Raw genomic sequence first — 24,763 nt, forward strand, 5'->3', positions numbered from 1 at the left:
GCTTTGGGCCCAACACGGCGTTTATGTAATGCGGCCTGCCCCGGAAATCAATACCGAATGGTTGTGGATACGGACAGGCCGTTCGTTGAAGCCGACGCTGAAGCCGATGCAAACTTGACGACTTGGACGACCACCGCAACGCCAAGGACAAGCGCGGAATTGATCGTTAAATTCGCCGTGGTGAGCGTGCTTAACCCGCCTCTTTGCAAAACGCCGTTTACATAGAGGTTGTAATAACCGTCTACTCCCGGAACGACGAGCCCGTTGGCTGCGACGTCAGCTCCGCTGTCATTCGTAAAGCTTGTCGCGGGAATTACGGTCGTGCTTCCGAGAATGTTGCCGATGACAACCGTTGCCGTATACCGGTTCACCGTGGGAACCGTATTCGTGCTGGTCGTTGTGTCGACACTCCCCGTCACCGTATTTTGCGCTTCCAAATACAGCTTGATCACCGGCATATGGATTCCTCCTTTTGAATCGGATAACAAATAAAAGATGCGAACTAAGTTTAATATAATTTATGGAACAATCCGGGGATTGCTTGGACAGTTGAAACGGCATAAGAACCGGGATCGACCCCAATTTTAAGGAGCACCCGACCGGGGGCTTGGAAAATGAACAAAAAGCTGCTACAATCTTTTTACAACCTAGTATTAGAACCTGGTACTAAATTTAAGGAGGAATTTGCCGTGATACCGCAATCCAAAGCCAGAATTACCGCCCTGGGAACTTATGTGCCGGAACGAATTTTGAACAATGAGCATCTGGAGCAGCTTGTCGATACGAACGATGCGTGGATTGTCCAACGCACCGGAATCCGTGAGCGTCGCATCGCGGGCGATGAGGAATTCACTTCGCATTTATGTATCCGGGCCGCCGAAAATATGCGGGACACCTTCAAGATCGGCTTGGACGATGTCGACCTGATCATCGCGGCCACGACGACGCCCGACTACTCGTTCCCTTCGGTTTCCTGCCGGGTTCAGCGGCATTTCGGCATGGAACACGCCGGGGCGATCGATCTGAACGCGACATGCGCCGGGTTTACTTATGCGCTGCATATGGCGAACGGCATGATCAGCTCGGGCCTGCATAAAAAAGTGCTCGTCGTCGCGGGAGAAACGATGTCCAAAATTACCGACTACACCGACCGGAGCACCTGCATCCTGTTTGGCGACGGAGCCGGGGCCGCCCTGGTGGAGTACGACCCGGAACGCCCGGGCTTTGAATCCGTCGTCATGGGCACTAACGGAAGCGGCGGCATTCATGTATACCGCTCCGGGCTGTCGACACAGATGGACGGCGTTCCGCTTGCCGGAGACGGCCGGATCGCGCAAAACGGCCCGGAAGTATTCAAATGGGCGGTGCGTACGGTGACCGAGGGCGCCGAGCGCCTGCTTGCGCAGGCGGATCTGACCTTGGACGATATCGACTGGTTCGTGCCGCACAGCGCCAATCTGCGCATGATCGAGTCGATCTGTGAGAAGACGGGTATCCCTATGGCCAAAACACTGCAAAGCGTGCAGGATATGGGCAATACCTCCTCGGCCTCCATCCCGCTCGCCCTGCAGTCCGGCCTCCGGGCGGACCGGCTAAGCCGCGGCGACCGGATTCTGCTCTACGGCTTCGGCAGCGGTCTAACCCACTGCGGGCTGGTTGTCCGCTGGGACCCGAACTGATCAGTAATCCCGGAACAGCACGTACGTGTACGTGTATTTGCTGAAAGGATATTTGAAGCTCAGCACCAGGCCCCCGTCGTCAATCCTCACCGATTTCAGCGCGGAAGAGCGAATAACCCGCCGGACCAGGCGGGCCGCCGCCTTCCCGTCGTTCCGCCGGATCGCCTGTGCCAGCAGAGCGGAATATCCCGGCCGGCAGGCGACGGTCCGGCAATACGGAACAAGCTCACGGGCGATCAGCCGGTGAATTTTCGGGCTGAAGTGAAATTGCACGCTTCCTGGCGGAATTGTAATTCCGCAGGAGTAATCGGAATTGCGTGCGGAGAAAGTGATGAAATAACCGATGCCGTTGCTCCCCAGCCCGTGATGGGCCAGGCGCGGCGCCACCGCGCACAACAGCTTCCGCATCCAATCCAAATCGGCCTTGACGACGGCCCTGCTCCATGCGCCGGAGAACGCCGCGCTGATTGCGACGGTTCTATAGAACGGCAGCATACCGGCCGCCACCCGCCGCAGCAGCCGTACCGACGGGAGACGTCCCCCGCGGCTCCCCGGCGGGGCTTTTCTTTTGTATGCCTTATACTCCGCCATGTCTCTCCTCCCTTTTCGGAAAGCCGGATCCAAAGCATCCGCTATGATCCATACTTATTGCTCCATCGTATGCACCCGCACGGTCAGGCGGCGTGGGCGGTTTAACCCCGGAACCGGTTATTAATGCCGCCATCCAATCTGCGCGGATTGCCGTCGCTGGACAAGCGGACGGTTCGTTGATATGCTTAACGCTATAAAAATTAAGATAAGAGGAGAACTTGCGCCGTGCCTACGATAAGACGCCTTTTGACCGAGCAGGATTTCGAGGAAGCCATAAACCGGCGGCTCCGGGTTCGCGTATTCCGCGACGATCATATCGTAGATAACGATACCGTCATTATCCGGATCACCGAAGAGAATGTCATCACACAAACCGGTGTGAGCGAATTATCGTATCACTCCCGGCGGGACAGCCAGTTTTTTGAGTTGAAGAAATAAAAAAAGCAAGGATGCCGCAGCATCCCAGGAACGGCCAAGGAACATATCATTTTTTTAATGGCAGAAACTCGCCTATCCGGCCGGCAAGCCGTCCGGCGTCTTGGTCGCCCCAAAATAACACGCATACATGCAGCAAGGCCGGGCACTCACCCTATAAAGGGCGAATCCCCGGCCTTTTTAAATTGCGATGCAACCCTCTGCTTCGAGTCGAGCTTTCGGAACAATACCTGCAAAAGTGCAGCTTTTTTTCGCAAAAAACGCTGTTTCGAACGAAATTCCTGCAAAACTGCAGTTTTTTTCGAGCATAACGGCCAATCCTTCACATTAGCGGGAAAATTCCTGCATAATTGCAGGAATCCCTTTTACGCAATTGACCTCTTAGTCAACAACTGTATCTTTGCAGGAATTTGCTAATGCTCTTAGCACGCTTAGCTACGCTTGTCCGCTTCCAGCATAAGCTCGTATATTTTGCGGGTCGTGTTTACGTTTCTGATAGTCATTTTCCGGTAAAGATCCGTGCCGATCAGCTTCAACAAGCCGCTCTTGGCCGCCTTATCCCTGTCGACCGACCACAGGATAGCACCCGGAACGTAGAGAACCCGGTCAATTTCCGGCTTAATGGTCAGCCCGTCAAGCACGGCAGCGTCGTCGACATCCTCCCACAAAAAAAGCGCATCGCTCTTCATATTGTCATCGTTTGTCCATGAATCCGGCAACGATTGCATCATCCCTTGAAAGTCTCCGATATTGCGGACCACGACTTTAATGTTGAGCCCGAAGCCGGCCTCAATGGCCTTTTCCAGCATACCGGCCAGTTCCGCTTTTGACTGCATATCGGACGAGAAAATAATGTTTCCCGAATTAATATAGGTCACTACGTCAGTCATGCCCGCTTGTTCAAACACTTGTTTGAGCAGGCGCATGTCCACTTTGTTCTTGCCGCCGACATTGATCCCCCGCAACAATGCAACATAGATCATAATAGCCCTCCCAGCTAAGCGGATTCTTTAAGCGTCGCGTTAACCTTCGTCTCTGTAGCCGGGATTTCCTTTCCGTAACGGATGAAAATCCATACCCCGCACAAAATGACGATCCCCGCGATCATTTGCAGGCCGGTCAGTTTTTCTTTGAGCAGGATCCAAGCGAGCAGCGACGAGAATACCGGCTCGCCCAAAACGGCCATCGAGACGGCGGATGCGCTGATAAATTTCATCAGCCAGTTGAACAAATAATGCCCGAACAAGGTCGGCACCACGGCCAGCAGCAGAAATATCCCCCACTCTTTCGGCGCATACCCGGTAAAATCATACCCCCGCACCGCGTTATAGACCGCGAGCAAAGTGCCTGCCGAAGCGAATACCCAGAAATTGTACACGAATGCGGTCATCGTACCCAGCAGCCGTTTCCCGATAAGCATATGGGCCGCAACCGCCACCGTGCCGAGCAGGGACAGAAGATCGCCTTGCAGCGCCGTGCCGGACAGCTTGAAATCCCCCGAGCCGATCGCCACAGACCCGATGAGCGCCAGGGCCATTCCCGCCAGCATGGGGCGATTGATTTTCGCGCCGAACAGAAAGAAAGAACCGAACATGACAAGGATCGGCTCCAGCGTGAGAATGACCGTCGAGCTCGCTACAGTGGTCAAGCGCAAGGAGCTCATCCACAGCAAAAAATGGAGGCCGAGCATCGCTCCGGACAGCAGCAGTCCGCACCATTGCTTCAATTTGAGCGAAAACATCTCCTTCCGGTGTTTCCAAACCAGAGGCAGCAGCAATAGGTTCGTCAAATAGAGACGATACATCCCGACGACCGACACTTCCGCGGACGACCAGCGGATGAAGATCGAGGAGAAAGAGATGGCAATAATTCCGACGATATAAAGAAGCTCGTACGATACGGATGATCTGGCTTTGAGATTCATGGTGCTGTTCCTCTGTTTCTTATAAAATTTAGTTTTAACTTAATATTTTTTGGTTTTATATATTTGCTTTCGCAGCGCTCCTAATTATAGATTACACCCGGAACTTCTTCAATCAAAAGTGTCGAAGGGTCTGTATTAGGTGTTTCATGTGTTTCGATTTCGAACAGTTTTTGAACTGTCTGAACTGTCAACGAGACTAAATTTATATTAAGGGATTGACAAATTATGCATGTGAATTTAAAGTTTTAGTAGCTGATAAGTGATAATGATTATCAATATCATAATTGTTAATTCGAAAGGGAGAGATTACCGGAAATGAAGAAAAAATTGTTGTTACCTCTGCTGATTCTTGCGGTCGTGGCATTAAGCGCCTGCGGCAACAATGCAAACCATAACGCCAACGCCAGCACAAGCAACTCTGCTGCCGAAGCCAACGCCAGCGCCGATAGCAGCTCCGATACGATTACTTACCAATCCGAAAGCGGCCCGATTGAGGTTCCCGCCCATCCGCAGCGTGTTATCGCCCTGTCCGGGTATGCCGGCAACCTGTTGGCTCTCGACGTGCCTCTTGCCGGCGCGGATTCCTGGACCAAGGGTAACCCTAATTTCAAGGATCAGCTCAAAGACGTTCCCGAAGTATCCGAGGAAAATGTCGAAAGCATTTTAAATGTGAAACCCGATTTGATCATCGCAGGCTCGGACATCAAAAATGCCGACAAGCTGAAAGAGATTGCCCCGCTGGTCACCTTTACATACAACAAGGTTGACTATCTGACCCAAGTCCTGGAGATCGGCAAAGCGGTAAACCAGGAACAGAAGGCATCCGATTGGGTTGCCGACTTCAAGGAACGCGCCCAGAAAGCAGGGGAAGATATCAAAGCCAAAATCGGCGCCGACAGTACTGTTTCCGTTATTGAAGGGGATTCCAAAGCACTGTACACCTTTGGCGACGCTTGGGGCCGCGGTACCGAAATCATCTATCAGGCGATGGGCCTGAAAATGCCGGATAAAGTGAAGGAAATGACGGCAAAAGCCGGCTATTACGATTTGTCTCTGGAGGTCCTTCCGGATTATATGGGCGATTACGTCTTTTACAGTAAAGACCCGGCTGCGGATGCCTCTTTCCAGGAAACCTCCACTTATAAGAATATTCCGGCCGTTAAGAACAACCGTGTCTTTGAAGTGGACGCTACCGGCTTCTATTTCAACGATGCCGCGTCTCTGGATTACCAGCTTGATTTCATCACGAAATCGCTGCTCGGCACCGAATAACCCCCAATCGCAACTGAGGAACGCCTTTTGCGTTCCTTTTTCCGTAATACAGAAAAGGAACGGATGATAGAGATGCAAAATAAGCCTCAGCAAAAGACAGCAAGATCTTTTGCTTTCAAGCTGTTTATCAGCTTGGTTGTGTTTGTGGTTATGTTCGCCCTGGCGATCATGCTCGGCGCGAAAAACGTTTCGCTGGCGGATATCTGGAGCGCCATGACCAACCCGAACGCGACGGGTGACGATATTTCCGTCATCCGCGAGCTCCGGCTGCCCCGGGAAGTCGGCGGCGTTTTGGTCGGCTCCGCCTTGGCCGTCGCCGGGGCGATCATGCAGGGCCTGACCCGCAACCCGCTGGCCGACCCCGGGCTGCTCGGCCTGACTTCCGGGGCTAATGCGGCGCTGGCCGCTACCTTTGCGTTTATGCCGGCCATCGGATATTTCGGCACGATGGTGGCCTGTTTTATCGGTGCGGCCTTCGGCGTAATGCTGGTGTTCGGCATCGCCGCCTTGCGGCGGCAGAACCTGTCGCCGCTGCGCATGGTGCTGGCCGGTTCCGCCGTTTCGGCGCTGCTTGCGGCGGTGGCCGACGGCATCAGCCTTCAATTCAAGATTTCCAAAAATGTTTCGATGTGGACGGCCGGCGGATTGATCGGCACGACCTGGGGGCAGATCGAGGCGATTGCACCGGTGATCTTGATGTGCCTCCTTGCCTCTCTCCTGTTGTCCCGGCAACTGACGATTCTCAGTCTGAATGAAGGAACGGCCGTCGGGCTTGGTCTTAAGACCACTCAGGTCAAAATCGCCCTTTATGTGCTGATTACGCTCCTTGCCGGCGCCGCCGTAGCCCTAGTCGGCAACCTGGCGTTTATCGGCCTGATGATTCCGCATCTTGTGCGAATGTTTGCAGGCACCGACTACCGGACCATTCTGCCGCTTTCCGCGATTATTGGCGGCGCCTTTATGTTGTTCGCCGATACGCTCGGCCGGATGATCATTGCGCCTTATGAAGTTTCGGTCGCCGCGATCGTGGCCATACTCGGCCTGCCCTTTTTCCTGTTCATCGTTCGTAAAGGGGGGCGTTCGCTATTATGAAAACCTCTCAGTTTCTTCGCAAGCAACCGGTTGTCGTCGCCATGCTCCTGCTTCTTACCCTTGCGACGATTGTGATCGGACTGGGCATCGGCTCGTCCCCCGTATCGTATGACAGGCTGATTCCGACGATATTGGGACACGGATCATTCGAAGATCATTTCGTGTTGTTTTCGATTCGCCTGCCCCGGATGCTGATTACGTTGCTGGCAGGTATGGCGCTTGCATTATCCGGAGCCATTCTGCAGGGCATTACCCGCAATGAGCTGGCTGATCCGGGGATCGTCGGCATTAATGCGGGGGCGGGAGTTGGGGTCACGGTCTTTTTCCTGTTTGCGCCGCTCAATGTCGAAACGTTTGTTTACGTCATCCCGCTCACGGCCTTTGCCGGTGCCCTGATTACCGCCATACTGATCTATGCGTTCTCCTATACCCGCGACGAAGGCGTTCAGCCGATCCGGCTGGTGATTACCGGCGTCGGTTTCTCCATGGCTTTATCCGGCATCATGATTGTACTCATTTCTTCGGTTGACCGGACAAAAGTGGATTTTATTTCCAAATGGCTGGCCGGTAATGTTTGGGGAACAGATTGGCCCTATATTCTGGCTTTGCTTCCCTGGCTGGTAATCATTGTTCCTTATGTACTGTTCAAATCCAGAGCTCTGAACCTGCTTGCTCTAAATCAGGCTACGGCGATCGGGACAGGCGTGGCGGTCCGCAGAGACCGGATTCTGCTGATGCTGGCCGCGGTCGCGCTCGCGGCTTCCGCCGTCTCGGTCACCGGCGGCATCGCGTTTATCGGCCTGATGGCGCCGCATATTGCCAGGGCCCTGGTCGGGCCAAGACATCAGCAGTTTGTGCCGGTGTCCGTCTTAATCGGCGGCTGGCTGCTGCTCCTGGCCGATACGATCGGCCGCAATCTGTCGCAGCCGGAAGGTATCGCAGCCGGGATTATGGTTGCTTTTATCGGTGCCCCTTATTTTCTCTATCTGCTGTTAAAAAAAGAACGTTAAGCATGAAAAGGCATTTTCCCGGTCGCCCGGGGAGTGCCTTGATTTTTTTCGTCAGGCGGAATACCTTAATTGAAACCGGAAGTTTTCAGCAGAGCCTTCACCCTTTAAAATAGATACCATGATTACCCAATCCGATCACATCGTAATTGCATATCACTCGAGCCGGGAATGCCAACTTTTCAAAAATCCGCAAATCACGGAAGGATGGTTAATATGGAAATGATCGTTTCTAAACAATGGCTGCTTGCACGGATATATGAGCCGGATCTGGTAATCGTCGATTGCCGGTTTGATCTGGCCGATAAGGAGGCTGGCGTGGCCGCATATCGGGAAAGCCATATTCCGGGAGCCGTTTATTTGGACCTGGAACGGGATTTGTCCGCTCCCGTCAGCGAACATGGCGGACGTCATCCCCTGCCCGATCCGCAGGAACTGGCGGACAAGCTGAGCAAAGCGGGGATCAGCAACCAGTCGCGGGTTGTAGCCTATGACGACCAGGGCGGCATGTACGCAGCCCGACTATGGTGGCTGCTCGGCTGGCTGGGACATCAAGATGCGGCCGTTTTGGATGAAGGTTTCTCCGCATGGGCTTCCGGAGGTTATCCGGTCACGGCCGAAACGCGTATTGTCGTCCCGGGAGCCTTTGTCCCGAACATTCAGCAGGATCGGGTTGCAGATGTCAACCATATCCGACAATCGCTTGGAAATGATCGGGTGCTGCTTGTGGATTCAAGAGCCCTCAGCCGTTATAAAGGCGAAGAAGAACATCTTGACGCGAAAGCCGGGCATATCCCCGGCGCGATCAACCGCTTCTGGAAAGACGTGCTGGATGACCGCGGGGCCTGGAAAGCGGAGCCTGCGCTCCGCGAGCAGTTCGCCCCGGTCATCAAGGCGCTGGACGATGGACGAGAGACAATCGTCTACTGCGGCTCCGGCGTCAGCGCCTGCCCGAACGTGCTGGCGCTGCATCGGCTCGGCTACACGCAGGTGAAGCTCTATACGGGCAGCTGGAGCGACTGGATTTCGTATCCGGAGAATCCGGTCTCTACGGGAGAAGAATAAGAGCGGCAAGACCGGGCCGAACGCGGGTTGGGGGCTGCGACAGTTTGCCAGTGGGCGACCTGTTGCAGCCCTTTTGGGCTTTCCGTTCAATGGTTTGCAAACAATAAACTGAGCTAATTTATTGAAAACTTTATTGCTTACCCGTATCTTTCTATGGATTTTTATCGTTAATAGATTGAAAATCAGGTTAAAGGAGAGTGGCTTATCTATGGAAAAAATCGTCGCATTTGTATCCAGCATCTTCATTCCGGTAACCGACATTGCACGTTCTGAGGAGTGGTATACTCGAATGTTTGATCTGGAAACGATTGAGAAGACCGATTATCGAGTCGGGCTCGCGTTCCCTAACGGTCAGGCATTGGTTTTGTTATGGAAAGTGGAAAAACCGCAGCCTGTCCAATTCGATACCGGCAAAGATATGATGCCTTACTTCAATTTCACTTCGTACAATATTCACCATTCGCATGAACAGCTTAAGGCTAAGGGAGCTAAGTTAAGCGAAATCTACAAAGAGGAAGGACATACGTTCTTTGAGGCATTCGATCCGACGGCAATTCCTTTAATATCGTGGAAGAGACGGGGCAGACGCCGTATTTTACACACAAGGATAATTTAAGGAAGCAACTATAGTGCCGCAGGAGGATCGCTCGGACGGAGGATATGAAACTTTTGCGGAGATGACGCTTCCGCTGCAAAGCGATTTAAGACGGTATTGTCTGGCTAAGGCCGGTTCGGAGTGGGATGCGGACGATTTGCTGCAGGAATCGCTTATTAAAGCCTATCGTTGGTATACCCGGTTCCCGAACCGGGAAATTACGAAGCCGTTTTTGTTTCGAATTGCCGCCAACGCTTGGGTGGATATATGCCGCAGCCGCAAATGGGAGACGCAGGTCGGACAGCTCGAAGAGCACCAAATCGGCTCTTATGAGGAATGGAGCGGATGGGATGTGCGCGAAGCCCTCGAGTTGTTGTCCGATCGGCTTGAACCGAAGCAAGTCGTTCTTATTTTGCTGATCGATGTATTTCACTTTACCGCGAAGGAAACGGGAATTTTGTTCGGACAATCCGAGGGGTCGGTGAAAGCAACTCTGAAGCGGGCAAGGACGAGGCTTAAGACGGCCGTTGAACGCCATCCGGAATATTGGGATGAGTCCGTGATTACAGCTCCGCGCCGCGGACTTAGCATCGAGGTGTTCGAAGCGTTGGTCGACGGTTTTCGTCGTGCGGACCCCTATGCGATATTCCGTTCGTACCAGACGATGATAGACGATGGCGCTGTGGTGGATCGGATCGAATTGCGCGGAAATACGCTTTATTTTACAATTACCGATCCCGACGGCAATGTATTGACGATCACGGAGAAGTTGAATTGGCATAATGGACAGGTTCATTCGAAATTCGAGGAGTGATTGGGTTGTTGGAAATGTTGCAGCAACAGTACGATTTGATTAGATCCGCTAGACAAAATATGCTTGCGTTCTTGGAAGAACTGCCTCCTCAGATATTACATCAGGAGGCTCCCGTTTTTGGACGCGGAACGATCATTCGAACCTATGCTCATGTCGTTGACTGTTATACGTTCTGGCTGGGATCGTTTGCGTTTCACAAGATAAACGAACATAGGGATATTCCCGTATACGAGGTTGAATGCGCCGATGTGAAATTCATCCGTAAAAGATTTGCCGAAGTGGATGAACTCGTAGAGCGGTTCTTAAAGGAATATTCAGATCGTTGGAATGAACCAATCGAGCAAGATGAGAGCTGGCAGGGTTACCCGAAGACAGCTACTCCTTTGCTGCTGATCACTCAAACGGAGACACATGAATTTCATCATAAAGGTCAAATCTTATCAATGGCGAGAAGTCTGGGCTTCCCGCCTCCAGCCGATGATCGTTTAGGCGGGCTTTTTATCTGAATCCCCAGAAACTAAGAAGAGGTGAAACGATGATTTCTCTAGGGTCCATGAGTATTAATGTCGTAACATTATTTGTCGAAGATCTACACACCGCGAAGTCTTTTTATCAAGAAATCTTCGGTCTTTCCGTCGCTTATGAAGATGAGAACTCTGCTGTATTTGACTTTGCCAACATGAGCATTAATTTGCTGGATGTTTCTTCTGCGCGGAGCCTCATCGCTCCTGAAGCGGTCGCAAATCAAGAGGCGGGGTCAAGATTCCAATTCACCATCCGGATAGACGATGTGGATGCTGTTTGCGCCGAGCTGAATGCGCGTGGCGTCACTCTTCTCAACGGTCCCATGAACCGGCCATGGGGAGTGCGCACTGCAAGCTTCGCCGATCCTAGCGGGCATATTTGGGAGATTGCGCAACAACTAACATAAGATAAGACACTTGAATTTCATCATAAAGATCATATCGTATGGATGGCGTCTACCGGCACCATGAACGCTTCCCGACAACAGCCAAGCCTACGCTTATTTAAAGGGCGCCCCTTAATGTGCAGGGACGCCCTTTTCATTTTGCTATATTATTCTCCTTGCTTCGATTGATTCTGACTGAAAGCCGCCTTTGCGTCCTCCGCCATTTCCTTGGCAAACTCTTCTCTTTGTTTGTCGGGAACCGGCATTTTGTTCATCGGATCCCGTTGAACTTCGTATTTGCTAAGACCTTGGGATTTCTTGCTCATGCTTTATCCTGCACCCCCTTCGGTTGCCGTCTGGTCAATCATTAGGATATGGACGCAGGATTTTTTTATGCATTCCCGCGTTATTCTTGGAACGTTAGTCGACGCGTGCGTTGTTTGCAACGGCGTTTACCCCTTAGGCCAGCGGTAAGGGGCGACATGCCGAAGCATGGTAAGAAAGAGTACCGCCCACTGCTCCACTGAGATCGAAGCGACCGCTTGCTCACGGCCAACCCCCGCCTGGTTCAAAGTAACTTTCAACTGCGCCGGAGTAAAAATCCCCCGAAGCGCATGGGCCGCCATAAGCCTGGGTTCACGCAGCATATAAGCCGCGAAGGCGGCGAATCGCCTTCCTTCCTTGGCCGGTACCAAAGGGCGTTCTCTTCGCATGATTCGAACAATGGCTGCATCGACGCGCGGCGGCGGAGCAAAATGAGTGCGGGGAATGAAGTTTTCTATCTCGAATTGAAATTGCGTTCTCCACATCAATAACCGCGGCTCCAGCGTATCGCGCTGCGTAAACCTGCGGGCCGCGCCTTTCTCAAGAATCAGCGCCCCCTTCTGAAACGCTTTACCTTCCGCCCCAAGCAGCTTTTCCAGAATGGCCGTTGTGATCGAGAACGGGATATTCGCGATGACGCAAAACGGGCTTGACGGCAATCGCATTTCCCTTATGTCGCCGTGGAGAATTTTGATACGGGGATGGCCGTCCGCCTTGATGCGGAGCGCCTTGACGAAATCCTCATCGATCTCTACTGCAAGCACCCTGCCGGCCTTTTCGGCAATCGGAAACGTAAGCCCCCCTTTGCCCGCGCCGATTTCAAGCACGGTATCGCTCCGCTGTATTTGTATCGTATTAATGAGTTCTCTGATCGTTTGCGGATGGTGCAGCAGATGCTGTCCCGTAAAGTTGGGACCCGATTTATGTTTTCTTACTGTTCTATGTTTCTTGTTCTGTTTGCGCATGAATATATTCCTCCCGATTCTGTTGATCTTTCGTGGTCAAACAAAAAACCGCAGGCCTGTGCCTGCGGCGGAACAACGGGAATGGGATATATACCTTGCGCACATTCAAATAACCGTTGTCCTTAAGCTAGTTAAAGACAACCGTTGATTCGGAGATTCAGTTGCAGGAATGAATAGACGCAAAAGCCCCCCTTCGTCCATTGGACGCTTGAGGACGCATTGTTTTTGCGCACGCAAAAAAGAGACAGACGCGCTGTCCCCTATCCTTCATTATGCAGCAGGAAATCCTGAAAATGGGCAGACCGATTCCGTTTTGCTCCGCTCGCAGGCAGAGCCTTTGTTCACTATGAAATTAGTGGGACAAAGTGACAAAACGCAATCTTCCAAAATTAACTGCACCCATCGTCAGGACAACCCTCCGTTCCTTAAGTTGAGGTTATTGTAGCACAGTCTTAATCGAATCACAATGTTATCCCCTCTCCTTCCTTGACGGCCCTTTGCATCCTTCTTACAATAAGAAAAATGTCTAATGGAAGGAACCTGCCAAATATGAAATTCGCGAAAAGAATGGAGCAGTTCGGCGAGGGGATATTTTCCAGGCTGCAGGAGATCAAAAGAAACAAGCTTGCGCTTGGTGAACCGGTGATCGATCTCAGTGTCGGCACCCCCAATATCCCGCCCGCCGGGCATATTACGGATGCGTTGTGTAAAGCGGCAGCCGAGCCCGGTAACTATATTTATGCCGTCAACGACCAGACGAAGCTGCTTGAGGCCGTCGGCGAATGGTACAAAACCCGTTACGGGGTGCAGCTTGACCCCAAGACGGAAATTTGCTCGCTGCTCGGCTCCCAGGAAGGGCTCGCGCACATTTCCTTGTCCATTGTCGACGAAGGCGATCTTGTACTTGTTCCCGATCCTTGCTATCCCGTGTTTGCGGACGGCCCGCTGCTGGCCGGCGCCGAGCTGTACTATATGCCGCAGAAAGAAGAGCACGGCTATGTCATCCGGCTTGAGGACATTCCCGAGGACGTGGCGAAACGGGCCAAGTTTATGATCGTGTCCTACCCCAATAATCCGACGGCCGCGCTCGCTCCGGATTCGTTCTACCGGGACTTGATCGCTTTTGCCAAGAAATACGATATCATCGTTCTGCATGATAACGCGTACAGCGAGCTCGTTTTTGACGGCAAAGCCTGCGGCAGCTTCCTGTCTTTCCCGGGTGCCATGGACGTCGGGGTTGAATTTAACTCCCTGTCCAAAACCTACGGCCTGGCCGGCGCCCGGATCGGCTTCTGTCTCGGCAACCGGGAGGTCGTCTCCGCGCTGAAAACCCTGAAGTCGAATATGGACTACGGCATGTTCCTTCCGCTTCAGCGGGCGGCTATTGCGGCGATCACCGGCGACCAGACCTGTGTCCAGGAGGTCAGAGGAATTTATGAGGAGCGCAGAAATATTCTGTGCGAAGGGCTGAGCGCATTGGGATGGCACATGGACAAACCGGAAGCGACCATGTTCGTTTGGGCCCGCATCCCGGCGCACTACGGCAGCTCGGAAGGCTTTGCCATGGAGCTCGTGAGCAAGGCCGGCGTGCTGGTCACCCCCGGCAGCGCCTTCGGCCCCTCTGGCGAAGGTTATGTCCGGCTTGCGCTTGTTCAGGATAACGAAGCACTGCGGCGCGCGGTGAAATTGGTGGAGGAAAGCGGCATTTTGCGATAAACACGGATTAGGGGATTTTATTACTTAATTCCCCGCCAACATCATGCCAGTCACCTCTCGGATGCCATCGAGCTTTTTTAAGCAATTACTTTACTTATCGGCCACGCTTTACTTTATCTTAACATGGGTTTGAATTCCTCCAAACAATTCAGCACTATACTTTCTACTTGGACCTGCATTTCTATCACTCGCCGACTCCGCCGTGCAGATGATGGCCGGCTTCAACAAGCAGATGGTCGACTCGCCGAAATTTTATGTACAGCTGATGGAGCTGCTGAACGATCCCGACAACATGGCGCTTGTACAGCATTGCACCGCGGGGAAAGACCGTACCGGTCTCGGCTCGGCCATTATTCTTCTCGCACTCGGCGTCGACGAGCAAACCGTGATGGAGGACTACTTGGCTTCCAATGTCTACCGCGCCGAAGCCAACCAAAAATCAATTGAAGCCCTCAAGGGCCAAATTCAAGACGAAGACACCCTCGCCGCTTTCACCGCACTGATGGGCGTACAGAAAGAATTCCTTCAGGCCGCGCTCGATGAAATGAAAGCCAAATACGGCTCAATCGATGGATTCCTGGAGCAAGGCCTGGGCATTACCAAGCAGGAACGGGCCAAGCTGAAGGCTATGTATACGGAGTAAATCATCAAGATCTGGACAGTTCTTAAAACCCTGACATCTTTTCACCAGGTGGCAGGGCTTTTTGACATGCCTCCCTCAAGGGGCAAACCACGCCTCCGCTTTGCCACTGGCCGCCGGCACCTGCATTTCTTGTTTCCAGACCAATATGCTGTCTTCCGGCTTGCCGTAATAAAGCGCTTGGATCGCCTTCCCCTCGCCGTATCTCTCCCTGTAAATCTCGTTCTCAAAATCCAACTGCTCGTAATAGCTGATCGCAACTTCCACTTTAGCCTTAGTTTTTATAATGGGACGATAAGGAACAATATAAAAATTCCCCCGGTCATCCATCTCGAACCTGGACCGGTTGGACTCATAGCCGTCGGTCAGAGCAATGTGGTAGACAATTTTACCATCCTCCAGCCTGCCGATATCGGAAATCTCGATGACTTCGGAAGAAACGGGAACCACGTTCCAGCGGAATAAGCCGACATACCCCAACAGCAATACGCAGCAGACCGAAAAGGTTAGCACGGTCCCCTTCAAAAAGGCCCGCCATTTCGACCGGCTCCAAAATGCGGAAATCCGCTTGATCGCCTCCGCCTCTCCTTCATACCGTTCGCTTGTCTCCTCCGAAATCCGCACATCGGTTCGCATCTTATCCAACTCTTCGCGGAGAACCTCGGAGTCCTGCAAACGCTCCTCGACCAATCTCTCGGTTTCCGAACTGCACACCTTGTCGATATACAGGGGCAACAAGTCCCTAATAATGTTGTCATGAATCTTGTTCATGCTCATCCTCCTCCTTCAACAGATCCTGAATTTTTTGCTTGGCACGAAAAAAAGTCACCCTCGCCCAGCCCTCGCCTTTCTCGAATAGTCCGCCGATCTCCGAAAAGGACAATTCTCCGAACACCCTTAGGGTGAATACCTCTTTATAGGGTTCACTTATCCGGCGCAGCGCCCCGTGAATCCTGAGCGTCTCCTCCCTCTTGACCATGGCTTCTTCCAAATTGCCCGAGATCGCGTTTATATCCGCCTGTTCCGGAGCGATACGTTTTTGCTTGTCCAGATAAGAAAAGTAGGTGTTCTTGGCGATTTGGCAGAGCCAGACACTGAGCTTGCAGTTGCCTTTGAAGCCGTGAATGCTCTTAAGCGCTTTAAAAAAGGTTTCCTGGGTAATTTCCTCGGAAACGCCCTTATCCCGGCTTAGGGAGTATACGAATCTGTACACTTCCCGGAAGTGCCGGTAATAGATCTGTTCAAAGTCAGCCATTCCTTCACATCCTCACGACTATATGACGGACGTAGCGATAATTCGTTACATCACTGGAAAATATTTTTGAAACAATTACCAAAGCTCTTGCGTAATAACTCAGAAATAAGTGAGTTTTTGGCTATTTAATCAGTAAATATTTGGAACATCGTAATCCGATTATCTGATAAAATTAGCAAAAGAAGCCAATCCAGTCGGAGCGGAACGCTAAATCCGGTATCGCGATTATCGTATCTTGGCATGGAAAAGGAGGTGTATCTATCATTGAATATTACAAAGTTGACGAAGCTGTTGGGACTGATCGCCGGGATCGCGGTTTTGGACATTATTTTATTTTCCCCGGGGCTGATCGGGATTCAAATCGGAGGCGCAAGCGTCCTGCAGACCGCCGCCGGCGTAACGCTGCTCGTAATCAGCTTCCTGGTGCTGGTCTACGGGAGCTACGTACTGCTGTTTAAACCTCCCGCCGTCCCCCCGATCAAAGATATCGTAACGCATGAGGATTACATAGAAGCGCTTGGTCACTACAGGGATGTTAAAGTGCTCAAATCCGATATTCAGCTTGCCCTTGATCAGCTGGAGCGGATAGAGAAGAAGAAAGATACTTTGCTGGATGTTCTGAGCCAAAGATTTGATCCGGCGGAGTTAAGCTATAAGAAATTCGCCTCCGTCATCGCCGAGGTCGAGAAGCTGTTCTACCTTAACGTCCGGGGGATTTTGAACAAATTGGGCGTTTTCGACGCTTCGGAATTGTCCATCTATACGAACAAGCACAATTCCGGGCGGTTTTCGAGCAAGCTCGTTCAGGAGAAAACCGCCCTCTACAACGAATATTTGACTTCCATCGCCGGCTATATCGGCGCCAACGAAGAAATTTTGCTCAAGCTGGACAAATTGCTGCTGGAGATCTCCCAGTTGGGCAGCGCCGATTACAAAGATATTGAGGAAATGCCCGGCATGAAGGAGATCGACGCACTGATCCGCCAGACTAAATTTTATAAGCAATGAAGGGGAGATGAGAATGGCAAGAAGAGGAAAGGCATTTGCGATACTGCTGATCATTGCGGCGGCGGTATTTGCCATTGTTTATTTCGGAATCACTTTAACCGCCAATCTGGGCAAATCCGAAACGGAGATCACTGCCGAAGACGCGGCGAAAAAGCTGGAAAAGCTCTATAACGATATTCGGATTGCCACGGCGGAACCGGTAAAAGGGCAAATCGACCTCGATCCCGTATCCGTCAGCGATTCCTTGCCCGATATCTCCAAGTTCCCCATCTCGGTAGAGAATACCACGGACAGCTTCGTGGAAATCTTCTCGTCCACCGAAAAGTCGGGTACGGGAGTCGACGGCTGGTTAAATGAAGTCGCGGAAGAATTCAACAAGGCCAAGATAACGGTGAACGGCAATCCCGTATCGGTAAAAATCCGCAATATCGCCTCCGGTACGGCCACGGATTACATCAGATCAGGCAAGTATGTACCGGACGCCTTCACCCCTTCCAACGAGCTGTGGGGCGAAATGGTCAAGGCGCAGGGGGTCAAAACCCAGCTTGTCGCCGACCGCCTGGCCGGCAATGTCGCGGGCATCGTAACGAACAAAGCGAAATATGATGAACTGGTCGACAAATACGGGGCCGTCAACGTCAAGACGATTACCGACGCGATCGCGGATAACGAGCTGTCCATGGGATACACGGACCCTTTCGCAAGTTCGACCGGGTTGAACTTCCTGGTCACCGCGCTGGAGACGTTCGACAGCTCCAACCTGCTCGGAGACAAGGCGGTTCAGGGCTTTGAGAAATTCCAGGCCAACGTCCCTTTTATTTCGTCGACCACGCTGCAAATGCGCGAAGCCGCGGAAACCGGGATGCTCGATTCCTTTGTTCTGGAGTATCAAACCTATGTCAATGCGGCGGATCTGAAGGGCGGATATGTTTTCACCCCGTTCGGGGTCAGACATGACAGCCCGCTGTATGCGCTGGGCGATTTGCCTGCCGATAAGCTCGAGATTATCAAACGGTTCGCCGAGTTTGCCGGGCAGGAGAAATATCAGAATCTCGCCAAGGACAAAGGCTTCAACGGGCTGGACGATTACCGCTCGGAGCTGCCGGCCGTCGACGGAAATCTCCTTACCTCCGCACAAAAGGTATGGAAGGAAAAGAAAGACGCGAGCAAGCCGATTGCCGCCGTATTCGTGGCCGATATCTCGGGCAGCATGGACGGCGAACCGTTGAAACGGCTGAAGGAATCGCTGCTTACGGGCCAGAAATATTTGGGCCGGGACAACAGCATCGGTTTTGTTTCTTACTCCGACGACGTGACGATCAACCTGCCGATCGGAAAGTACGATACGAATCAGCAGTCGATGTTCGTCGGCGCGGTCGACAGCCTGCAGGCCGGCGGGGGTACGGCGACCTTCGACGGGATCGTGGTGGCGATGAAAATGCTCCAGGATGAGCTGACTGCGAATCCGAACGTGAAGCCGCTGATCTTTGTGCTTAGCGACGGCGAGACGAACACCGGCCATTCGCTGAAAGATATCAAGGGATTGATCGAAAACTACAAAATCCCGGTCTACACCATCGGATATAACGCCAACATTCAGGCGCTGCAAAGCATCTCCAGCATCAATGAGGCGGCCAGCATCAATGCGGACACGGAAGACGTCGTGTACAAGATCGGCAATTTGCTGAATGTGCAAATGTAAATTTTATGGGGACGAGGAGGAATTAGATTGTCATTTACGATGGAAGTAGTAAGCCCGGAAGAACTGAAATCCGCAATTGAGGAGCAGGTGAAGCCCGAACCCGAGGAAGTATCGCAGCTAAAGGAGCTGGCCCAAAGCAATGTCACGACGATCCTGGATCTCGATATCGAGTCCTTGGAGAAGCGGAGAGAAATTTTGCAGTCGATCGATAATTTTGGGATGAGCACGATGAAATCGTCGTCGGAGAAGAATTCACTCCTGCAAGTATCCGTCGGCGATCTGTCTAAAATGGGCGACGACGGCGGCCAGGTCGCCAAAGGGCTAACCGAGCTGCAGCTTCAATTGAAGGATCTGGACCCGAGCGTAGTCGATTTCGCCAAGACCGGCTTTTTGGGTAAATTGTTCAACCCGCTGCGGGCCTACTTCGCAAAGTTTCAAAAAGCCGACTCCGTCATTTCCGACATTATCGTCTCCCTGGATAAAGGCAAATCCGTGTTGAAGAACGACAATACGACGCTGGAATTCGAACAGCAGGCGCTGCGGGAGCTGACCAAAAAGCTGCAAAAAGAAATCCAGCTCGGCATGCTGATGGACGCGGAGATCGAATCCCAGCTCGAGACGGCAAAACTGCGCCAGGAATCCGAGGACAAGATCCGCTTCATCACCGAGGAAGTGCTGTTCCCGCTGCGGCAGCGGGTCATGGACCTGCAGCAAATGCTGGTCGTGAACCAGCAGGGCATCATGGCGATCGAAGTCGTAATCAGAAACAACAAAGAATTGATCCGGGGCGTGGACAGAGCCAAGAACGTCACCGTTTCCGCCCTGAGAATTTCCGTGACGGTCGCCAGCGCGCTTTACAACCAAAGAATCGTCCTGAAAAAAATCGAGCTGCTGAACCAAACGACGGACAATCTGATCGCCAGCACCTCGAAAATGCTGAAGGATCAGGGCGCGGCGATTCAGAAGCAATCGCTGGAAACGAGCATCTCCGTCGATACGCTGAAACAGGCTTTCAGCGACGTGCTGGAGGCTTTCGATTCGATCAGCACCTACAAGCGGGAGGCGCTCCCGAAAATGCGCGAAACGATCAGCCAGTTCCGGGAATTGGCCGATACCGGCGAAAAGCAGATCGAACGTCTGGAGAAAGGCCAGAAATTAGGGTTGTAGCTTTGACAGGGCGAAAACGGAATAACGCCGAAGGCAAAACGAAAAATCCTGCATTCCACTGCAGGATTTTTTCGCGTTCATCCGGCCCAATGCGGCGGACGGACGAGCGACGGCGGCAGCTTCGTGGCGGCATCTCCCCTCGCCGCGTTAAGCTGCGTTTGGGTCAGGAAAAGGCTGCCGGTCAGATCGGCCCCGCGAATATCCGCATCCCGGAAGTCCGCCCCGATCAGGTCGGCGAATCTGAGATCGGCGTCCCGGAGATCGGCGGCAATGAGGTAAGCGCCCCTTAAATTGGCGTACCGGAGGTCCGCCCCCTTCAATTTGGCGCCGATGAGATCGGCTCCCCGCCCCACTTTACGCTTCGGCGGTTTCTGCGGGCTTCCATATCGGCGGCGGGCGTCTTCGCGCACCAGCTCGCTCGCTTGGCGAAGCAGATCGCTCACCTTGGCCCGGTGCCCCGCCGCATCCAGCGCGATAAGCTCGTCCGGTCCTAAACCAGTGAATCGCTCCGTTTCGTCCAGAGCCCGGCGGATCTCATCACGGAGAGTATCGGCGGCCGGCAGGGCCAAAACTTCGTATAGGTACCAAAGCAGCTCATGAAGCTGCCACATAACCGGAAACACCGCGAACATCTCCGCGGCGGTCCCGGGAGCTTGGCGCCAGTCTATTCCGCGATAGGTGATTTGCGAGACTTTCTGTCCGGCACCGAAGCAATCATACACCGTACAGCCGCGGTATCCGCGGTCCCGCAGCGAATCATGCGTACCGCAGCGGAAATCCTCCCGCAGATGCGGACAAGGCTGGCCGGCCGGTTTGTCGGCGGCAAAATCCGCCGAAGCGGCGAACGGCAGCGCCACACAGCATAAGCCGAAGCAGTTCCCGCAATCCGCCTGAAGGCCGGCCCGCCCGGGGGCGGGCGAAGACGGCGTATTTTCGTGATTCCGTGCCATTACCCCAACTTCCTTTCATGATGCACCTTAAATTTAATTATCTATATATTATCTTAAATCCCTATAGCATTTTATGATAGAATGATTTTGTTTGACCAGTAGTCAACGAAAATTTACAGAAATGAATAAAGAGAGGAACATTACAATTGGCACAGTTGTTTTACAAGTACGGAGCAATGAACAGCGGTAAGTCGATTGAAATTTTGAAGGTCGCCCACAATTACGAAGAACAAAACAAGCCTGTTCTTATTTTTACTTCCGCCGTGGACGACCGCGATGAAGTAGGCTTCGTCTCTTCACGGATCGGTTTGCGCAGAGAAGCGATTCCGATTTACGACGATACGGATATTTACGAAATCGTACGAAGTCATAAACCGAAGCTGTATTGCGTGCTGATCGACGAATGTCAATTTCTTAGTGAAAGCAGCATCCGGCAGCTTGTTCGGATCGTCGATGAGCTCGATATCCCGGTGATGGCGTTCGGGCTGAAGAACGATTTTCAAAATCAGCTGTTCGAGGGCAGCCGCCAATTGCTCATATACGCGGACAAAATCGAAGAAATGAAAACAATCTGCTGGTTTTGCGCCCGCAAGGCCACGATGAACCTGCGGATGGAGAACGGCAAACCGGTATATACCGGAGAGCAGATCCAAATCGGCGGCAATGAATCCTACTATCCGGTATGCCGCAAATGCCATGCCAACCCGCCGCTGTAAAATATCCCTACTATCGCAAGTGAGAATTAGCCCCGGACCAGCCCGAATGGTCCGGGGCTTCTTTAGAATCAAACTTTGTTTTGCTCTATTTCTAAATGATATTTATTAAAAACATCTTGACATAACACTATATATTGGGATATATTCGCAATACGCCAACTACATATTGTGGAGACAGGTACTTTGTTGATCAACAAGGTTTAATAGGGAAGTGCGGTGCGAAACCGACGCGGTCCCGCCACTGTAACAGAGGAGTGCTCTCTGAATGAACCACTGAATCGCCCCTTGGATAGACCGGCATTCGGGAAGGTAGAGAGGATGTTGAGACTGGAGCCAGGAGACCTGCCTGTTTCTTAGACACGGGAGCTTCCTACGGGAAATAGGACAGTGTTTTACATCAGGTTATTTTAAGCTGAGGTATTTTGCCTGCCCGTTCTTTCGGGGGTAAAATATCTTTTTTTATTGAAGGATGTGAAAATGATGGTTATCGCCTACGATTCAAAAACCGGCAATGTCAGACGGTTTATTCAAAAGCTGGATGCCGAATGCGTTCAGATTGACGAGGATATGAGTCTGGATACGCCTTTCGTGTTGGTCACCTATACGACGGGCTTCGGCCAGGTTCCGGAGAAGGTGCAGAAATTTCTGGCCAGGAACCACAAACAGCTGCAGGCCGTGGCCGCTTCCGGCAACCGCAATTGGGGGCAATGCTTCGCCATGAGCGCCGACAAGATCGCCTCCCAGTATGAAGTGCCTGTGCTGTACAAATTTGAACTCAGCGGCACTCCGTTAGATGTTACCAACTTTCAAGAAAGGATGAGTTCACTTGAAGCATATCGAGCTAAACAATGAAATTATGTCCCGGAGAGAAGACGGCTTCTTCGATCTGGAAAAGGACCTGCAAGCCGTACAGGCGTTTGAGGAAGAGGTAAAACTGCAAATGATGGCTTTCTCCAGCGTAGAGGAGCGGATTACTTATTTGGTAGAGCATAACTATTACTATGATGTGCTCGCCGAATACACGATGGAGCAGGTAAAGTCCATCACTGCGCTAATTGCCTCCATCCCGTTCGAATTCAAATCTTACATGGCCGTTTCCAAATTTTATCGGGACTACGCCCTGAAAACAAACGACAAAAAACTGTATCTGGAGACATATCAGGACCGGATCGCGATTGTCTCCCTGTTCCTAGGCCAAGGGAACTTTGAAAAGGCCAAGGAATACGCCGTTGCGCTGATCGAGCAGCGCTACCAGCCCGCAACGCCGACCTTTCTCAATGCCGGGAAAGCCCGGCGCGGTGAAATGGTCTCCTGCTACCTGCTTGAGCTTGACGACTCGCTGAACAGCATCAACTACAATATTTCGACCTCGATGCAGCTGTCCAAGCTGGGCGGCGGTATCGCGCTGAACCTGAGCAAGCTGCGCGCCCGCAACGAAGAAATCAAGGGCATCGCGAACGCCTCCAGCGGCATCATGCCGGTGGCCAAAATTCTCGAGGATACGTTCTCTTATGTGAACCAATTGGGCCAGCGCAAAGGCGCGGGGGCTGTGTATATCAACATTTTCCACTGGGATGCCAACGAGCTGCTCGACAGCAAGAAGATCAACGCCGACGAGAAGTCCCGCCTGCAGTCGCTGTCCATCGGACTGATCTGCCCGGATAAATTCTTTGAGCTCGCCGAGCGGAACGAGGATCTGTATGCATTTGCCCCGTATTCCGTCTATAAGGCGTACGGGCAGCATCTCGACGATATGGATATCGATGCGATGTATGAGGAACTGCTCGCCAACCCTGCCGTGATCAAAAAGAAAGTGATGAGCGCACGCGATATGCTGACGAAGATTGCGATCATCCAGCTGGAGAGCGGCTATCCCTATATCATCTACCGCTCGAACGCCAGCCGCCAGCATGCCTTGAACGCGATCGGCAGCATCAAAATGTCCAATCTGTGTACGGAAATCTTCCAGCTGCAGGAAACCTCCACGATCCACGATTATGATCAAGCGGACGAAATCCGCCGCGACATCAGCTGCAACCTCGGCTCGCTGAACATCGTGAATGTGATGGAGCACCGCAAGCTTCGCGAGTCCGTATACACGGGCATGGATATGCTAACCGCGGTGTCCGACATGATGAGCATCGAGAACGCGCCGGGCGTGCGCAAAGCCAACTCGGAGCTGCACTCCGTCGGCCTCGGCGTGATGAATCTGCACGGCTATCTAGCGAAGAACGGCATCCCGTACGAGAGCGAAGAAGCGAAAGATTTCGCCGGAACATTTTTCATGATGATGAACTTCTACAGCTTGGAGAGATCGATGAATATCGCCAAGGAGCGCGGCGTGACATTCCAAGGCTTTGAAGCTTCCGACTATGCGAACGGCGCATACTTCCTCCCGTATCTTGAGACCGACTTCGCCCCGAAGACGGCAAAGGTACAAAAGCTGTTTGAAGGCATGGAAATTCCGGGTCCGAAGCAATGGGCGGCGCTAAAAGAGCAGGTCGCCGAACATGGGCTGTATCATGCCTATCGGCTGGCCTGCGCGCCGACGGCCTCGATTTCTTATATCCAAAATGCGACGTCATCCGTGATGCCGATCGTGGATCAGATCGAGACCCGGACGTACGGCAACTCGACAACCTACTACCCGGTCCCTTATTTGTCCAGGGAGAACGTGCTGTTGTATAAATCCGCCTATAACATGGATATGTTCAAGCTGATCGATCTGATCTCGGTCATCCAGCCGCATGTCGATCAAGGGATTTCGACCGTATTGTTCGTCAACAGCGACGTGTCGACCCGTGAACTGGCCAGATACTACATCTATGCCAACAAGAAAGGCCTGAAGAGCCTCTATTATACCCGTACCAGAAAAGTCGGCATCGAGGAGTGCATCGCCTGCGCGATCTAATGCCAAGGTAAAGCCAGGAACATGA

27 protein-coding genes and 1 riboswitch are annotated in these 24,763 nt (G+C 52.4%); of the genes, 18 read left to right on the forward strand and 9 right to left on the reverse strand.

What is annotated here, in order from left to right; genetic code table 11:
* Nucleotides 1-47 precede the first annotated feature (47 nt).
* Entirely contained in the window at nucleotides 48-458 is a 411-nt protein-coding gene (locus tag V3851_RS18505; RefSeq protein ID WP_331848042.1) for a DUF4183 domain-containing protein, read from the reverse strand.
* Nucleotides 459-689: 231 nt separating this feature from the next.
* Between V3851_RS18505 and V3851_RS18510 the strand changes: the two genes are divergently transcribed.
* Nucleotides 690-1,679: a ketoacyl-ACP synthase III gene (locus tag V3851_RS18510; RefSeq protein WP_331848043.1), complete on the forward strand. Its 990-nt coding sequence runs from the start codon at nucleotides 690-692 to the stop codon at nucleotides 1,677-1,679.
* Here V3851_RS18510 and V3851_RS18515 read toward each other — a convergent pair whose 3' ends face one another.
* Nucleotides 1,680-2,270, reverse strand: coding sequence for a hypothetical protein (locus V3851_RS18515; RefSeq protein ID WP_331848044.1), 591 nt, complete (start codon nucleotides 2,268-2,270; stop codon nucleotides 1,680-1,682).
* A 225-nt stretch (nucleotides 2,271-2,495) separates the two neighbouring features.
* On the opposite strand from V3851_RS18515, the gene V3851_RS18520 reads away from it, so the two are divergent.
* Nucleotides 2,496-2,708 carry a hypothetical protein gene (locus V3851_RS18520; RefSeq protein ID WP_331848045.1) on the forward strand — a complete coding sequence of 71 codons (213 nt, stop codon included), beginning with the start codon at nucleotides 2,496-2,498 and terminating at the stop codon, nucleotides 2,706-2,708.
* 428 nt (nucleotides 2,709-3,136) lie between these two features.
* Here the strand turns inward: V3851_RS18520 and V3851_RS18525 are convergent, their stop codons facing one another.
* Nucleotides 3,137-3,688, reverse strand: coding sequence for a DUF1697 domain-containing protein (locus V3851_RS18525; protein WP_331848046.1), 552 nt, complete (start codon nucleotides 3,686-3,688; stop codon nucleotides 3,137-3,139).
* A 14-nt stretch (nucleotides 3,689-3,702) separates the two neighbouring features.
* Nucleotides 3,703-4,629, reverse strand: a complete 927-nt coding sequence (locus V3851_RS18530) for a DMT family transporter (RefSeq protein ID WP_331848047.1) — start codon at nucleotides 4,627-4,629, stop codon at nucleotides 3,703-3,705.
* 315 nt (nucleotides 4,630-4,944) lie between these two features.
* Between V3851_RS18530 and V3851_RS18535 the strand changes: the two genes are divergently transcribed.
* From V3851_RS18535 to V3851_RS18570, 8 genes are all read left to right on the forward strand, one after another.
* Nucleotides 4,945-5,901, forward strand: a complete 957-nt coding sequence (locus V3851_RS18535) for an iron-hydroxamate ABC transporter substrate-binding protein (RefSeq protein WP_331848048.1) — start codon at nucleotides 4,945-4,947, stop codon at nucleotides 5,899-5,901.
* 72 nt (nucleotides 5,902-5,973) lie between these two features.
* Entirely contained in the window at nucleotides 5,974-6,993 is a 1,020-nt protein-coding gene (locus tag V3851_RS18540; protein ID WP_331848049.1) for a FecCD family ABC transporter permease, read from the forward strand.
* The gene (locus tag V3851_RS18545) at nucleotides 6,990-8,003 is read left to right on the forward strand and encodes a FecCD family ABC transporter permease (protein WP_331848050.1); all 1,014 of its coding nucleotides are present in this window, start codon (nucleotides 6,990-6,992) and stop codon (nucleotides 8,001-8,003) included. Before V3851_RS18540 ends, V3851_RS18545 begins: the two co-directional genes overlap by 4 nt.
* A gap of 213 nt (nucleotides 8,004-8,216) precedes the next feature.
* Entirely contained in the window at nucleotides 8,217-9,065 is an 849-nt protein-coding gene (locus V3851_RS18550; RefSeq protein ID WP_331848051.1) for a sulfurtransferase, read from the forward strand.
* A 208-nt stretch (nucleotides 9,066-9,273) separates the two neighbouring features.
* Nucleotides 9,274-9,681 (forward strand): VOC family protein, encoded by a 408-nt coding sequence (locus V3851_RS18555; protein WP_331848052.1) that lies wholly within the window; start codon nucleotides 9,274-9,276, stop codon nucleotides 9,679-9,681.
* A gap of 13 nt (nucleotides 9,682-9,694) precedes the next feature.
* Entirely contained in the window at nucleotides 9,695-10,474 is a 780-nt protein-coding gene (locus V3851_RS18560) for an RNA polymerase sigma factor (RefSeq protein WP_331848053.1), read from the forward strand.
* Nucleotides 10,475-10,479: 5 nt separating this feature from the next.
* The gene (locus V3851_RS18565; protein WP_331848054.1) at nucleotides 10,480-10,980 is read left to right on the forward strand and encodes a DinB family protein; all 501 of its coding nucleotides are present in this window, start codon (nucleotides 10,480-10,482) and stop codon (nucleotides 10,978-10,980) included.
* Nucleotides 10,981-11,009: 29 nt separating this feature from the next.
* Complete coding sequence (locus V3851_RS18570) at nucleotides 11,010-11,405, forward strand: VOC family protein (protein ID WP_331848055.1); 396 nt, start codon at nucleotides 11,010-11,012, stop codon at nucleotides 11,403-11,405.
* 146 nt (nucleotides 11,406-11,551) lie between these two features.
* Here V3851_RS18570 and V3851_RS18575 read toward each other — a convergent pair whose 3' ends face one another.
* Nucleotides 11,552-11,710: a hypothetical protein gene (locus tag V3851_RS18575; RefSeq protein ID WP_331848056.1), complete on the reverse strand. Its 159-nt coding sequence runs from the start codon at nucleotides 11,708-11,710 to the stop codon at nucleotides 11,552-11,554.
* Nucleotides 11,711-11,836: 126 nt separating this feature from the next.
* Nucleotides 11,837-12,673: a 23S ribosomal RNA methyltransferase Erm gene (gene erm / locus V3851_RS18580; protein ID WP_331848057.1), complete on the reverse strand. Its 837-nt coding sequence runs from the start codon at nucleotides 12,671-12,673 to the stop codon at nucleotides 11,837-11,839.
* A gap of 549 nt (nucleotides 12,674-13,222) precedes the next feature.
* Here erm and V3851_RS18585 point away from each other — a divergent pair.
* Together V3851_RS18585 and V3851_RS18590 are read left to right on the forward strand one after the other, a co-directional pair.
* On the forward strand, nucleotides 13,223-14,389 hold the full coding sequence (locus V3851_RS18585; protein ID WP_331848058.1) for an aminotransferase class I/II-fold pyridoxal phosphate-dependent enzyme: 1,167 nt from the start codon (nucleotides 13,223-13,225) through the stop codon (nucleotides 14,387-14,389).
* A 202-nt stretch (nucleotides 14,390-14,591) separates the two neighbouring features.
* A complete protein-coding gene (locus V3851_RS18590; RefSeq protein ID WP_331848059.1) occupies nucleotides 14,592-15,032 on the forward strand; it encodes a tyrosine-protein phosphatase in 441 nt (146 codons plus the stop codon).
* 75 nt (nucleotides 15,033-15,107) lie between these two features.
* Here the strand turns inward: V3851_RS18590 and V3851_RS18595 are convergent, their stop codons facing one another.
* A complete protein-coding gene (locus V3851_RS18595; RefSeq protein ID WP_331848060.1) occupies nucleotides 15,108-15,800 on the reverse strand; it encodes a hypothetical protein in 693 nt (230 codons plus the stop codon).
* Nucleotides 15,784-16,284 carry an RNA polymerase sigma factor gene (locus tag V3851_RS18600; RefSeq protein ID WP_331848061.1) on the reverse strand — a complete coding sequence of 167 codons (501 nt, stop codon included), beginning with the start codon at nucleotides 16,282-16,284 and terminating at the stop codon, nucleotides 15,784-15,786. The genes V3851_RS18595 and V3851_RS18600 overlap by 17 nt, the downstream gene beginning before the upstream one ends.
* 264 nt (nucleotides 16,285-16,548) lie before the next feature.
* Between V3851_RS18600 and V3851_RS18605 the strand changes: the two genes are divergently transcribed.
* The 3 genes from V3851_RS18605 to V3851_RS18615 are packed head-to-tail and all read left to right on the forward strand — an operon-like array spanning nucleotide 16,549 to nucleotide 20,161.
* Nucleotides 16,549-17,292 carry a hypothetical protein gene (locus V3851_RS18605; RefSeq protein ID WP_331848062.1) on the forward strand — a complete coding sequence of 248 codons (744 nt, stop codon included), beginning with the start codon at nucleotides 16,549-16,551 and terminating at the stop codon, nucleotides 17,290-17,292.
* Nucleotides 17,293-17,305: 13 nt separating this feature from the next.
* Entirely contained in the window at nucleotides 17,306-18,994 is a 1,689-nt protein-coding gene (locus V3851_RS18610) for a vWA domain-containing protein (protein WP_331848063.1), read from the forward strand.
* Nucleotides 18,995-19,021: 27 nt separating this feature from the next.
* Nucleotides 19,022-20,161: a toxic anion resistance protein gene (locus V3851_RS18615; RefSeq protein WP_331848064.1), complete on the forward strand. Its 1,140-nt coding sequence runs from the start codon at nucleotides 19,022-19,024 to the stop codon at nucleotides 20,159-20,161.
* Between the two features lie 77 nt (nucleotides 20,162-20,238).
* Here the strand turns inward: V3851_RS18615 and V3851_RS18620 are convergent, their stop codons facing one another.
* Nucleotides 20,239-21,111: a pentapeptide repeat-containing protein gene (locus tag V3851_RS18620; protein WP_331848065.1), complete on the reverse strand. Its 873-nt coding sequence runs from the start codon at nucleotides 21,109-21,111 to the stop codon at nucleotides 20,239-20,241.
* Between the two features lie 146 nt (nucleotides 21,112-21,257).
* Here V3851_RS18620 and V3851_RS18625 point away from each other — a divergent pair, with 146 nt between their 5' ends.
* From V3851_RS18625 to nrdE, 3 genes are all read left to right on the forward strand, one after another.
* Nucleotides 21,258-21,827 (forward strand): thymidine kinase, encoded by a 570-nt coding sequence (locus V3851_RS18625; RefSeq protein ID WP_331848066.1) that lies wholly within the window; start codon nucleotides 21,258-21,260, stop codon nucleotides 21,825-21,827.
* 159 nt (nucleotides 21,828-21,986) lie between these two features.
* A riboswitch (cobalamin riboswitch) is annotated at nucleotides 21,987-22,191 on the forward strand.
* A 116-nt stretch (nucleotides 22,192-22,307) separates the two neighbouring features.
* Nucleotides 22,308-22,679, forward strand: coding sequence for a class Ib ribonucleoside-diphosphate reductase assembly flavoprotein NrdI (gene nrdI / locus V3851_RS18630; protein WP_331848096.1), 372 nt, complete (start codon nucleotides 22,308-22,310; stop codon nucleotides 22,677-22,679).
* Nucleotides 22,654-24,738: a class 1b ribonucleoside-diphosphate reductase subunit alpha gene (gene nrdE / locus V3851_RS18635; protein WP_331848067.1), complete on the forward strand. Its 2,085-nt coding sequence runs from the start codon at nucleotides 22,654-22,656 to the stop codon at nucleotides 24,736-24,738. Before nrdI ends, nrdE begins: the two co-directional genes overlap by 26 nt.
* Nucleotides 24,739-24,763: the final 25 nt, after the last annotated feature.

It is taken from the genome of Paenibacillus haidiansis, from assembly GCF_036553665.1.
Classification (GTDB): domain Bacteria; phylum Bacillota; class Bacilli; order Paenibacillales; family Paenibacillaceae; genus Fontibacillus; species Fontibacillus haidiansis.